A 13,084-nucleotide genomic window follows, 5' to 3' on the forward strand; every position below is an offset into this window, starting at 1 on the left:
CTCCGCTAAAGGTTTTTAAACGCTGCCCGATATCATAGGGCAACGCGGACGGGTTGAAAGGCGTGGAACGCAAATTGGTGCAGCAGGATCAGGACAATAGCGAAGAGGTTGGCCAACCGAAACGCCGCCGCTCGCGCCGTCGGACGGCGGGCATCTGGACGTTGCGCGGCGTTGTTTTGCTGGTCGTTCTGGCTGTGGTCACGGGGTTCATGGTGCTGGGCCAGCGCATGCACGCCCCGGCCTGGCTGCGCAGTCACGTTGAGGCGCGGTTGGAGGAGAATCTGGGTGGCCTCCAGATCCGCTTTGGCGATGTTAGCTTTATCATTCACGAAGGCTGGCGGCCCCGTTTGCGACTGACGGATGTGTCCATCAGTGATCAGGCCGGACAACAGATCGCCCAAGTGTCGGACATGCGGGCCAGTCTTGCGATGCGGCCCTTGCTGCGGGGTCATGTGCGGCCCAAGCGGATCATACTCAGCGGAGCGCAGATCGCCCTGACCCGAGGTGAGGACGGCGCGCTGACGCTGACAGTGGGCACTGGCAGCGCGCCGGTGCAAAGCGCGTCGAACCTGGCCGAATTGATCGAGGCCGGGGATGAGGTGTTCCTGTCTCCGGCCCTGTCTGCGCTGACCTCGGTGCAGTTGGATGCGATCACGCTGGACTATCGCGATCTGCGGTTGGGGCGGTCCTGGATATTGGACGGCGGCCACATTCAGCTTACCCGCAATGACGATGACATGCGGTTGGCCACCGGGTTCTCGGTCCTGTCGGGGCGCGATTTTGTCAGCCAGATCGAGGCGAACTATACTAGCATTCTGGGCACGCCCGAGGCGCGCTTTGGCGTGACGATCACCGACCTCCCGGCCGAGGATATCTACGGCCAAAGCCCGGCGCTGGCGTGGTTGCAGGTTCTGAAAACGCCGATCTCGGGCGCGGTGCGGGGCAGTGTGGATGGTTCAGGCGCGTTCGGCCCTGTTTTCGCGACGCTCAATCTGGGGGCCGGGGCGGTTCAGCCGAACCCCGAGACACGCGCCATCCCGTTCGACTCTGCGCGCACCTATTTCACCTATGACCCCAACCGGCAGGAGCTGGACTTCAACGAGGTCTCGATCGATTCCGCATGGGGATCGGTGCAGGCCACGGGCAAAGCCTATCTGCAAGGGGTGGAAAACGGCACGCTCGACAGTCTGGATGGGCAGTGGAGCCTGACGGGGATCAACGTCAACCCGGCCAACCTCTTCCCCGAGCCTCTGAACCTGAAAAGGGCCGATCTGGACGTTCAGATGAAATTCGCCCCTTTCCGGCTGCGCGTAGGTCAGATGACGATCGAGGATGGCGGCCACCGCGTGCGGGCCTCGGGTCTGCTGGTCGGGCTGGCCGATGGCTGGTCGGCCGATCTGGATGCGCATCTCAACCAGATGAATTCGGATGAGGTTCTGAACTACTGGCCCGAGCGTCTGGCACCGAAGCCGCGGGAATGGGTGACCAAGAACCTCTCCAAGGGGGCGTTGTCGGATATGGATTTCGCGCTGCGTCTGCGGCCCGACAACAAACCCGACATCTATCTGGATTTCGGGTTCGAGGATGCCACCATCCGTTTTGCCAAGACGCTGCCTCCGGTCGTAGGCGCGCAGGGGCAGGCCAGCCTGATTGACGACCGCTTTACCGCAACAGCACAGCAGGGTGTGGTGATGGCCGATCAGGGCGGGGCGGTGGATGCGTCGGGGACGTCGTTTATCATTCCCGATACCGAAATCAAAAAAAATACGCCGGGTATTGCACGGATAAGTGCAACGGGGGGTGTCACTGCCGCGCTATCACTACTGGATCGCCCGCCGCTTAGCCTGCTCAGCAAGGCGGGGCTGCCGGTCGATATGGCCGAGGGAAATGTGGTGCTTTCGGGCACGTTGTCCTTGCCGCTGATCAAGGGTCTCAAGTTTCAGGACACGCAGTTTCACTTTACAGGCAGCCTCGGCGACCTGCGGAGCGACCGTCTGGTGCCGGGATTTTCCGTCAGCGCACCGATGCTGGAGTTGTCCGGAGACCAGACTGGAGTGCAAATCGAAGGGCAGGGCCTGTTCGGCGATGTGCCCATGCAGGCCAAATGGCAACAGCCGATTGATGGCGAGACGGCGCAGCGCAGCACCTTGACGGGGCAGATCGAGCTGTCTCAGCGCCTGATGGCTGAATTGAAGGCCGGATTGCCGCAAAGCTTCCTAAGCGGGTCTGGCACGGCTGATTTTACGCTCGGTATCGGTGCAGGCGCACCGCCGCAACTGTCGGCCTATTCCGATCTGGTTGGCGTCACGCTGGCTATACCCGAGCTGGGATGGCGCAAACCCGCGTCGACCAGCGGCACGTTGACTGCTGATGCAACACTGGGCGATGGGCTGAAGGTTGATGCCCTGAACCTACAGGCGGCGGGGTTGCGGACCGCAGCGTCGATCACCTTTCGGGACGGGGATTTTGACCGTGTTTCCTTCAGTTCCTTCGATCTGGGCAACTGGCTGGCTGTACCGGCTGAGCTGATCGGGCGGGGCAATGCCGCACCTGACATTCGCGTTCTCGGCGGGGTGCTGAACCTGGGCCGCGCCACGTTCGGCGGTTCCGAGGGCGGCAGCAGCGGCTCGGGCGCTGGCCCGAATCTCGACGTAACGCTTGACCGTCTGCAAGTCACCGAGGGCGTGGCGCTGACCGGCTTCAAAGGCGCCTTTCAAACGACCGGAGGGGTCAACGGTACCTTCAACGCTCGTGTCAACGGAGGGGCTGCCATGCAAGGCCGCCTCACCCCGCGGGGCGCGCGCAGCGCGGTAGAGCTGACCTCGAACGATGCCGGCGCCGTCTTGCGCTCGGCGGGTTTGCTGACGCAAGCAAGGGGCGGAACGTTGGACGTACAGTTGGAGCCGGTCGCGGCAGCTGGCAGCTATGACGTGATCCTGAGTATCGTCAGCACCCGTATTCAGGATGCGCCTGCGATGGCTGCACTGCTGAACGCAATCAGTCTGGTCGGGTTGCTGGACGAGATGGCTGGCCAGGGCATTTTCTTCTCGTCCATCGACAGCCGGATGCGGATCACCCCGACCGAGGTAAAGATTCTCAGCGGAAGTGCTGTTGGCCCGTCCATGGGCCTGTCTTTTGACGGAACGGTGAATACGGTGGCCGGGACGCTGAACCTGCGGGGTGCCATTTCCCCGATCTACCTGCTGAATGCGGTTGGCAGCGTCTTTACCAAAAAGGGCGAGGGGGTCATCGGGTTCAATTATTCCCTTACGGGGCCTTTGGCAGACCCGAAGGTCTCGGTGAACCCGCTGTCGGGCCTCGCGCCGCTGTTCCTGCGCAACCTTCTGCGTCCTCCGGCCCCTACGGTTTCAGATGGGCCGAACGCTCAACCGCGCAAACCTGACGAACCCAAGCGAACTTACGGCGCCCCGAAAAGCGACCGCTAGGGATATGGCCGAATCTCTTGCGGCCTTGTATGGCGCGGCCATGAAACTCAGCGATTTTGATTTCCACCTGCCCGAAGACCTGATTGCCACCCGGCCCGCCAACCCGCGCTCGTCCGCGCGTTTGCTGGTGGCCGAGCGCGAGGCGATCTCGGACAGCCATGTGTTCGATCTGCCCAACTGGCTGCGCCCCGGCGATCGGCTTGTGTTGAACGATACGCGCGTGATCCCGGCAAGGCTCAGCGGACGGCGGCACCGCGACAGCGCGCAGGGGCCGGTTTCCGCTGCGATCGAGGCGACGTTGCTGGAGCCTCAGGCGGATGGGTCCTGGACCGCGCTGATCAAGCCGTTGAAAAAGGTCAAACCGGGCGAAGAGATCGTGTTCTCCGACGATCTCAGTGCGACTCTGGGCCGGGTCGAGGACGGGCAAGCCTATCTCCAGTTTAACCTCAGTGGTGAGGATTTCGACGCCGCCCTTGAACAGGCCGGTGCTATGCCTTTGCCACCGTACATCGCCGCCAAACGTCCAGCGGATGAGCAGGACAAGACGGATTACCAAACCATCTGGGCGCGCAACTCGGGCGCTGTGGCCGCACCAACCGCGTCGCTGCATTTTGACGATGCGCTGATGGCGGCACTGGCCGAGCGCGGGGTGGAGTTCAGCCTCGTGACCCTGCATGTGGGCGCGGGCACGTTTTTGCCGGTCAAGGTCGAGGATGTGACAACTCATAAGATGCATTCCGAGTGGGGCCGGGTCAGTCAGCAGGCCGCTGATGAGATCCGCGCCACCAAAGAGGCAGGGGGCCGGGTGATCCCGGTCGGCACCACCGCACTGCGTCTGATCGAAAGTGCGGCGCGCAGTGGGCAGATCGCGCCTTGGGAAGGGGAAACCGACATCTTCATCTATCCGGGCTTTCAGTTCCATGTGACAGACGCACTGATGACCAATTTCCACCTGCCCAAATCGACCCTGCTGATGCTGGTTTCGGCCCTGATGGGGCAAGAGCGTATGCGGTCCGTCTATGCCCATGCGATTGAACAGAAATATCGCTTCTTCTCGTATGGGGATTCATCCCTTCTGATCCCCTAAAACCCTCAGCCGCGACACTGTCAGACAGGGAATGTCGTAGACAGGCGCGATCTGCATTTGTTTTGATCGCAAAACGACTCGCAATTCAGCTTGGCACATCCCGGAGGCCCAAATGATTCAGGTTCTGTCCACCGCTTGGGCGCTTCTTCTCGGCATGGGTTTGCTGATGGTCGGCAACGGTCTGCAAGGTACGATTCTGGGTGTTCGCGGTGAAATCGAAGGTTTCTCGACCCTTGAGATGTCCTTTGTGATGTCGGCCTATTTCATGGGGTTTCTGGGCGGATCGCGCCTCGCACCTGAGATGATCCGCAGGGTCGGCCATGTGCGTGTCTTCGCAGCCCTGGCCTCTTTCATTTCAGCGGTCATGATCATGTATCCGATGCTGACCGACCCGATCGCGTGGTTCCTGGGGCGTGCCGTGATCGGCTTCTGTTTCTCGGGCGTGTACGTGACCGCTGAAAGCTGGCTCAACAACGCGGCCAGTAATGAAAACCGGGGGCAGGCACTGTCGCTCTATATGATTGTGCAGATGCTGGGGATCATTTCGGCTCAGGGGTTGGTTCTGCTGGGCGATCCAGCAGGGTATGAGACTTTTGTGATCGCGTCGATCCTCGTTTCCGTCTCGTTCGCGCCGATCCTTTTATCGATTTCTCCAACCCCTGCATTCGATACCACCAAACCCATGACCCTGCGCGAGTTGATGGGCAAATCCCCCTTGGGCTGTGTGGGCATGTTCCTGTTGGGTGGAGTGTTCTCGGCGCAGTTCGGCATGGCGGCGGTCTATGGCGCGCGTGCTGGGCTGAGCCTGATCGAGATTTCGACCTTCGTGGCCGCCTTCTACATCGGCGCTATCGTGCTGCAATACCCGCTGGGATGGTTCTCGGATCGGATGGATCGGCGTTTTCTGATCCTGCTGGCGGCAGCCATGGGGGGTGCCAGTGCCGTAGCTGGCATGCTATTCGGGGTGAATTTCCCGATCCTTCTGGTTACCGCTTTCTTTATTGGTGGTATGTCAAACCCGCTCTATTCCCTGCTAATCGCCCATACGAACGATTTTCTGGATCGTGAGGACATGGCCGCTGCATCTGGTGGTTTGCTTTTCATCAACGGTTTGGGCGCGATTGCTGGCCCGCTGATTACAGGTTGGTTGATGGGGGACGGGATCTTTGGACCTCCTGGCTTTTTCCTGTTCATCGCGGCGTTGCTGTTCGCGATGGCCGGCTACGCAATGTATCGCATGACGCAGCGCGCGGCGATCCCAGTCGACGAAACCGGCACCATGTCGCCTCTGTACCCGTCCGCATCCCCCGTTGCGCTTGAGGTGGCCCAGGAAGTGGCCATCGAAGCCGCCGAGGCCGAGGAGGACGCACAAGATGTTTCCGCTAACGCCTAAATATGTCCGAAATGTAGTAATATTTTACTGTTACAAATCTGTAAAACAGCCTTAAATGACCTTACGTCCCTGGGGAGGGCAACACACGGAGTTAAGGGCAATGGTTGGTCCTGAAGACGTATTGAGTTTTTGGTTGGATGAGGTCGGCCCCAAGGGGTGGTACATGCAGGACGACGCGCTGGATCAGCAGATCCGCGACCGTTTCCTGACCACTTGGGAAGCCGCGGCAGAGGGCAAGTTTTCGCTCTGGCTGACATATCCTAGCGGGTCGCTGGCCTATATCATCCTAACAGACCAATTCCCGCGTAACATGTTCCGGGGTGAGGCACGGGCCTTTTCGTCGGATCGGGCGGCTCTGGCCGCAGCGAAATGTGCGGTGGACAAGGGCTGGGATATGAAAATCGACGAACCCGCGCGGCAGTTCTTTTATCTGCCGATGATGCATTCCGAGAACCTGTGTGATCAGGAACGCTGTGTGCGTCTGATTTGCCAGAACCTCAGCAGCGAAGATTCCAGCAACCTGCTGCACGCGCGCGCGCATCGTGAGGTAATCCGAAAATTCGGACGCTTCCCCTATCGGAATGAGGCCCTGTCACGTACCCCAACCGTGCATGAGACCGCCTATGTCGACATGGGCGGCTATGGCGCCACTGTGCGCGAGTTGCAAGCAGCCGGTTAACTTTCGGGCCCGCATCCGCGGATAGCAATGATCCGGTCGGCTACCACGTCGGCCGAGGTCTCAATTGCATGGTCAATTAATTGGTCAGGTGATTCCGCCAACTCTGCAAACCGGGTCTGAACGGTCTGCAGCTTGGTTTCTATCGTTTCCAGCTTGTCCAGCGTATTGGACATTCGCAGAGAAACGACGGTGTTGCTCACCAGACCGTCCTCTTGAATGCGGGCCAAATCACTGCGCAGTCCGGAAAGCTGCTCGCGAATACCCTGCGCCTCGTCCTGCAACGGGGCGACAACTTGTAGCTTTTCCGACAGCCCCGAGGTGACGTCCTCCACCGTCGAAGCCAGTTTCCAACCCAAAAACAGGCAAAGTGCGACAAGGATCAGCGTTGCATTCAGAAGTGCAAGGAGAAGGTCTTTGAGGGTCTTGGCCATGATAAGTCTTTCGAATTCTTTGTGAATATATGGTGGGCAGAGGCCCTAGCTGTTCTTTTCTAGCCTTTGAAAAAGCTTGGGTATAGGCTGAAAACTGCACGTATCGACCCTAACGTACCGGCGTCGCTTTTGTCGCGGTATGTCTATATTGATGCGCTGTGAAAAATAGTTTAATGCTAAACTAAATTTCAAACCGACCTGGGCCGAGAGGGACACATGGCTGAAAAATCTTTTGATCTGATCGTAATCGGTGCTGGTCCGGGCGGCTATGTGGCCGCAATCCGCGCGGCACAGCTGGGCCTCAAAACCGTCGTGGTCGAGCGAGAGCATCTGGGCGGCATCTGTCTGAACTGGGGCTGCATTCCCACCAAGGCAATGCTGCGCTCCTCAGAAGTCTTCCACCTGATGGAGCGCGCGAAGGACTTTGGTCTGACGGCAGACAAGTTCGGTTACGATCTGGACGCGGTGGTCAAACGCTCACGTGGCGTTGCCGGCCAGTTGTCGGGTGGGATCGGCCACTTGCTCAAGAAGAACAAAGTCAGTGTCGTGATGGGCGAGGCGACGATTACCGCAAAGGGCAAAGTTTCGGTGAAAACCGAGAAGGGCACCGAAGAGTTGACCGCCAAGAACATCGTCCTCGCCACCGGTGCACGAGCGCGTGAGCTTCCGGGGCTGGAAGCGGATGGCGATTTGGTCTGGACTTACAAACACGCTCTGCAGCCGCCGCGGATGCCCAAGAAACTGCTTGTCATCGGCTCAGGCGCCATCGGCATCGAATTTGCCAGCTTCTACAACACGCTGGGCGCGGATACGACCGTGGTTGAAGTGATGGACCGCGTGCTTCCGGTTGAAGATGCCGAGATAAGCGCCTTCGCGAAGAAAGCCTTCACCAAGCAGGGCATGACCATCATGGAGAAGGCGATGGTCAAGCAGCTTGATCGCGGCAAGGACAAGGTCACCGCGCATATCGAAGTCAAAGGCAAGGTCGAGAAGCACGAGTTCGACACGGTAATCTCGGCCGTTGGCATTGTCGGCAATGTCGAGAATCTGGGACTGGAAGCACTGGGTGTGAAAATCGACCGCACCCACGTTGTCACAGACGAATTCTGCCGCACCGGCGTTGATGGTCTCTATGCGATTGGCGATATCGCCGGCGCGCCTTGGTTGGCTCATAAAGCCAGCCACGAAGGTGTCATGGTGGCCGACCTGATTGCAGGCAAACACGCGCATCCGGTCAAACCCGAAAGCATCGCAGGTTGCACCTATTGTCACCCGCAAGTGGCCTCGGTTGGCTATACCGAAGCCAAGGCCAAAGAGCTGGGCTACGACATCAAGGTGGGCCGCTTCCCGTTCATCGGGAACGGTAAAGCGATCGCGCTTGGAGAGCCTGAGGGCATGATCAAGACGATCTTCGACGCCAAGACCGGTGAGCTGTTGGGCGCGCATATGATCGGCGCGGAAGTGACCGAGATGATTCAGGGCTACGTGGTCGGTCGCCAGTTGGAGACGACGGAAGAAGACCTGATGAACACGGTCTTCCCGCATCCGACACTGTCAGAAATGATGCATGAAAGCGTTCTGGATGCGTATGATCGCGTGATCCATATGTAAGGGGTTAGGGGGCGCTGCCCCCGTCGCGGCAAGCCGCGACTCCCCCGGGATTTTTATAGCCAGATGAAGCATGAGATCCGTCCTTCATCTGGCCGAAAATACCTCGGAGCGCGAGGCAGAGCCTCGCAAAAGACTTCTACGAATTCAAAGCATCGAGAATGCGGGCCCAAGAGCGAATGCCCTTGTGGAAGCTTTTGACATCGTATTTCTCATTCGGAGAGTGGATGGCATCGTCGTCATTGGCGTAGCCGACCAGCATCGAATCCAGGCCCAGAACGGTGTCGAAGTAACCAACAACCGGGATTGAGCCGCCCATTCCGGTGAACACGGCTTCGCGGCCCCATTCGTCAGACAGCGCATCACGTGCCGCTTCGAATTCAGGGCGATCGAGATTCATGACCGAGGCTGGGGACCCTTCGAGGTCATTGTCCCAGACAACTTTGGCGTCCGGCGACAGGCGTTCTTCTACGTGCTTGCGGATTTTGTCGCGCAATGCGTCGGGGTCCATGTCACCGACTAGGCGGCAGGTGATTTTGCAATGGGCCTCTGACGGGATCACCGTTTTCGATCCGGCACTGTTGTAGCCGCCCCACAGGCCGTTGACCTCAAGCGTTGGGCGTGCCCATTGCTGTTCCAGCGTGGAATAACCTTTTTCGCCATGCGGTTGGCTATATCCCACCGAGTTCAGGTATTCGGCTTCGTCAAAACCGCAGTTTTCCCACTGGCGCAATTGATCTGCCGGGACCTCGTGAACGCCTTCGTAGAAACCTTCGACAGCGACCCGTCCGGTCTCATCGTCATAGAAGGAAGCCACGATCTTGGACAATTCGCGCAGCGGGTTCAGGCCGGGGCCGCCGTAGTGGCCGGAATGCAGGTCGATGCGGGGGCCGACGATGGTGAACTCATCCTTCAGCATGCCGCGCAATTGCGACGCGATAGAAGGCACTCCGCGTGACACCATCGAGGTGTCGCAAACCAGGGCCAGATCGGCCTGCAATTCGTCTTTGTTCGCTTCGAGGAACGGCACCAGCGAGGGCGAGCCTGATTCCTCTTCACCTTCAAAGAAAAAGGTGATGCGGCAGGGTAGGGTGCCGTGGACAGCTTTCCAAGCGCGGCAGGCCTCGACAAAAGTCATCAGCTGGCCCTTGTCGTCGGATGAACCACGGCCTCGAATGACGGGTCCATTTTCGGTCTCCTCGATGGCGGGGTCGAACGGATCGCGGTTCCACAGGTTCAGCGGATCGACGGGTTGCACATCATAATGCCCGTAGAACAGCACATGTGGGCCTTCGTTATCGTCACCCACATGACCCACAACCATAGGATGACCGGGTGTTTCGCGCTTTTCCGCTGCAATACCAATGCCCTGCAGGTCCGAGACCAGCCAGTCTGCAGCCTTGTCGACCTCGGCCTTGTAAGCGGGATCGGTTGAGATCGATTGGATGCGCAACAGCTCCATCAGGCGATCGATCGAGGTTTGCAGATCAGAGTCGATCCGGTTCAGCACGGCGTCTAGCGACATAACAGGGCTCCTGCTAGAGAATGATTTGCGCGAACCCTATCAGTGTTGGCGCTGCCGTCCAGAGCAGAGTGCGCAGTACTGCCCCGTAGTGAATGGCTGAAGTTAAGCTTCTGTACCTGCGTCGTTTCCCCGCGTCTTTTAGACGTAAGTTTACTTGCTGCGCGGCTATGAAGCTTATATTTGATGCAAATCAAAGTTGGGTTCTAACTAGCGGCTTTAATAAGGTCGAACGTGCGAACACAAAGCTGCTTTAGGGGCAATGCCCTGTAAGGTGGCGGAATACAGGCTTTGGGTGAGGGGTTTGCCCGAGGCGATCAAGGAGGGTCCGTTGGACTATACTGCTCAGCTCGATTCAGCGATTGCCAGGCTGCATAACGAAGGACGTTACCGGACCTTTATCGATATCGAACGCCGCAACGGGCACTTCCCGCATGCCGTTCGGACCCGTCCCGATGGAACACAACAGAACATTACCGTGTGGTGCGGCAACGACTATCTTGGCATGGGCCAGCACCCGGTTGTTCTGAACGCAATGCACGAAGCCGTCGATGCGGCGGGTGCAGGCTCGGGCGGAACACGCAACATCTCGGGCACGACTGTATATCACAAGCGTCTTGAGGCCGAGCTGGCCGATTTGCATTGCAAAGAATCCGCTCTGCTGTTCACCAGCGCCTATATCGCCAATGACGCGACGCTTTCGACCTTGCCGAAACTGTTCCCGGGGCTGATCATCTATTCGGACGCGCTGAACCATGCCTCGATGATCGAAGGCGTGCGGCGCAATGGCGGCGCCAAGCGCATCTTCCGCCACAATGACGTCGCCCACCTGCGTGAGCTGCTCGAAGCAGACGACCCCAAAGCCCCCAAGCTGATCGCATTTGAGTCGGTCTACTCCATGGATGGCGATTTTGGCCCGATCGAAGAGATTTGCGATCTGGCAGATGAATTCGGTGCGCTTACCTATATCGACGAGGTCCACGCGGTTGGCATGTACGGCCCGCGCGGTGGTGGTGTGACCGAGCGTGACCGTCTGGCGCATCGCATCGACATCATCAATGGCACTCTGGCCAAAGCCTATGGCGTTATGGGGGGCTATATCGCCGCCAGCGAAAAGATGTGCGACGCCGTGCGTTCCTACGCGCCGGGGTTCATCTTTACCACCTCTCTGCCGCCCGCTGTTGCGGCTGGTGCGGCGGCCTCGGTCGCGCATCTGAAAGTGACACCGGAACTGCGCGAGCAGCATCAGACACAGGCCAAAATCCTGAAACTGCGTCTGAAAGGCTTGGGCCTGCCGCTGATCGACCATGGCAGCCACATCGTGCCTGTTATCGTCGGTAACCCAGTCCATACCAAAATCCTGAGCGACCGCTTGCTGGATGACCACGGTATCTATGTGCAACCGATCAATTTCCCGACGGTTCCACGTGGTACAGAGCGCCTGCGCTTCACCCCATCTCCGGTCCATGGACCTGGTGAGATGAACCGCCTGGTTCAGGCGATGGACGAACTTTGGTCACATTGTGCGCTAAATCGCGCCGAACTTGCCGGTTAACCTCACGCTAAAGTGTGCAACGTGTTTGCCGCGTGTTAAGCTTACGCTAACAAAATAAGTGGACGAATCGTTATGGGGACGATTCGCCATTAGCGTGAAACACGCGACAGGCAAAATGGGGCGGCAGGAATGATTGGGCGCAGATCACAGCGCGATTCCGAAGAAGGTGTGGAAGTCAGACCAAAGGGTTTTGACGACTACGAAGTACGGCTTGGTGATCAGATGCGCGGCGAGCGCGCCACCATGGGCAAATCCCTTTTAGATGTTCAGCGCGAACTGCGGATCAAAGCCAACTACATCGCTGCCATCGAAAACGCCGATCCTGATGCGTTCGATACACCCGGCTTCATCGCCGGGTATGTGCGTTCTTACGCACGGTATCTGGGCATGAACCCGGATGAGACCTTTGCCGCCTTTTGCAAGGAAAGCGGCTTTGAGGTCGCGCATGGCATGTCCGCCGAGGCCTCGGTCGTGCGCAAACCGACCGGAGATCTTCCGGCCCGTGGCCCGATGGGGCGGGATCCGTTTGTGTCTCCGAACACGCCATATATCCCTGGCAAAGAATCTTTTGTCAGTCAGGTTGAACCGCGCGCGATTGGCTCATCCCTAGTGTTGCTGGCCGTTATCGGCGGCATTGGCTATGGCGGCTGGGCCGTGCTGAACAAAATCCAGCAGGTGCAGGTCAGCCCGGTTGAGCAAGCTCCTGTTGTTCTGTCGGACCTAGACCCCCTTGATGCGGCGCGTAGCACTGACACCGTCGAGACCGCTTCGACCGAAGCGCTGGATCGCCTCTATCGCCCGCAAGCGCTGGATGTGCCGGTGATGGTCGCACGGGATGCTCCGATTTCCACGCTTGACCCGCGGACCGTTGGCACATTCCGCCCGCCGGAACTGCCCGAGGTTCAGGTGGCCGAATTGCACACGGTTGAACGCCCGGCCTTGCCGCAGGTGGTTGAGCAGCTGGATACGACGTTGAAGATTGTCGCCGTGAACCCTGCGTGGATGCGCGTCACGGCCGCCGATGGCAGCGTGATCTTCGAAGGTACGCTCGGCACGGTAGAACAGGGCAGCGTGTTCGAAGTGCCGCTGACCGAAGAACCTCCTCTGTTGCGGGCCGGGGCGTCGGGTTCGGTGTTCTTTTCGATGAATGGTGAGCATTTCGGTCCGGTTGGTGCCCCTGGCACTGTGGCGAAGGGCGTCGTCCTGTCCAAGGACGCGGTGGCTGAGACCTATGCCGTCGCCGATCTCGAGGCTGAACAGAACAGTGCCCTCAAGCAATTGGTTGCCGAACTTCAGACGCAAGTAACCGACGAGCCTGCCGAATAGTCTTGCCATTGCTCTAGTCCGGTTGCCGAACTATCTA

At 59.0% G+C, this 13,084-nt stretch carries 9 protein-coding genes; 7 read left to right on the forward strand and 2 right to left on the reverse strand.

What is annotated here, in order from left to right; all coding sequences use genetic code 11:
- Positions 1–62: 62 nt before the first annotated feature.
- From ACR0NO_RS12835 to ACR0NO_RS12850, 4 genes are all read left to right on the forward strand, one after another.
- Positions 63–3,446 carry a YhdP family protein gene (locus ACR0NO_RS12835; RefSeq protein ID WP_480724209.1) on the forward strand — a complete coding sequence of 1,128 codons (3,384 nt, stop codon included), beginning with the start codon at positions 63–65 and terminating at the stop codon, positions 3,444–3,446.
- A 40-nt stretch (positions 3,447–3,486) separates the two neighbouring features.
- Entirely contained in the window at positions 3,487–4,533 is a 1,047-nt protein-coding gene (gene queA, locus ACR0NO_RS12840; RefSeq protein WP_480724210.1) for a tRNA preQ1(34) S-adenosylmethionine ribosyltransferase-isomerase QueA, read from the forward strand.
- 112 nt (positions 4,534–4,645) lie between these two features.
- On the forward strand, positions 4,646–5,926 hold the full coding sequence (locus ACR0NO_RS12845; protein ID WP_170688841.1) for an MFS transporter: 1,281 nt from the start codon (positions 4,646–4,648) through the stop codon (positions 5,924–5,926).
- A gap of 100 nt (positions 5,927–6,026) precedes the next feature.
- On the forward strand, positions 6,027–6,605 hold the full coding sequence (locus ACR0NO_RS12850; protein WP_170373995.1) for a DUF924 family protein: 579 nt from the start codon (positions 6,027–6,029) through the stop codon (positions 6,603–6,605).
- Here the strand turns inward: ACR0NO_RS12850 and ACR0NO_RS12855 are convergent.
- On the reverse strand, positions 6,602–7,036 hold the full coding sequence (locus ACR0NO_RS12855) for a hypothetical protein (RefSeq protein ID WP_480724211.1): 435 nt from the start codon (positions 7,034–7,036) through the stop codon (positions 6,602–6,604). The two genes, ACR0NO_RS12850 and ACR0NO_RS12855, sit on opposite strands and share 4 nt — an antisense overlap.
- Before the next feature lie 216 nt (positions 7,037–7,252).
- Here ACR0NO_RS12855 and lpdA point away from each other — a divergent pair, with 216 nt between their 5' ends.
- Complete coding sequence (gene lpdA / locus ACR0NO_RS12860) at positions 7,253–8,647, forward strand: dihydrolipoyl dehydrogenase (protein WP_480724212.1); 1,395 nt, start codon at positions 7,253–7,255, stop codon at positions 8,645–8,647.
- A gap of 136 nt (positions 8,648–8,783) precedes the next feature.
- Here the strand turns inward: lpdA and ACR0NO_RS12865 are convergent, their stop codons facing one another.
- Positions 8,784–10,169 carry a dipeptidase gene (locus tag ACR0NO_RS12865; protein ID WP_480724213.1) on the reverse strand — a complete coding sequence of 462 codons (1,386 nt, stop codon included), beginning with the start codon at positions 10,167–10,169 and terminating at the stop codon, positions 8,784–8,786.
- Positions 10,170–10,497: 328 nt separating this feature from the next.
- Between ACR0NO_RS12865 and hemA the strand changes: the two genes are divergently transcribed.
- On the forward strand, positions 10,498–11,721 hold the full coding sequence (hemA, locus tag ACR0NO_RS12870) for a 5-aminolevulinate synthase (protein WP_480724214.1): 1,224 nt from the start codon (positions 10,498–10,500) through the stop codon (positions 11,719–11,721).
- Between the two features lie 129 nt (positions 11,722–11,850).
- The gene (locus ACR0NO_RS12875; RefSeq protein WP_480724215.1) at positions 11,851–13,047 is read left to right on the forward strand and encodes a helix-turn-helix domain-containing protein; all 1,197 of its coding nucleotides are present in this window, start codon (positions 11,851–11,853) and stop codon (positions 13,045–13,047) included.
- Positions 13,048–13,084: the final 37 nt, after the last annotated feature.

Source organism: Ruegeria sp. CL3 (assembly GCF_056536505.1).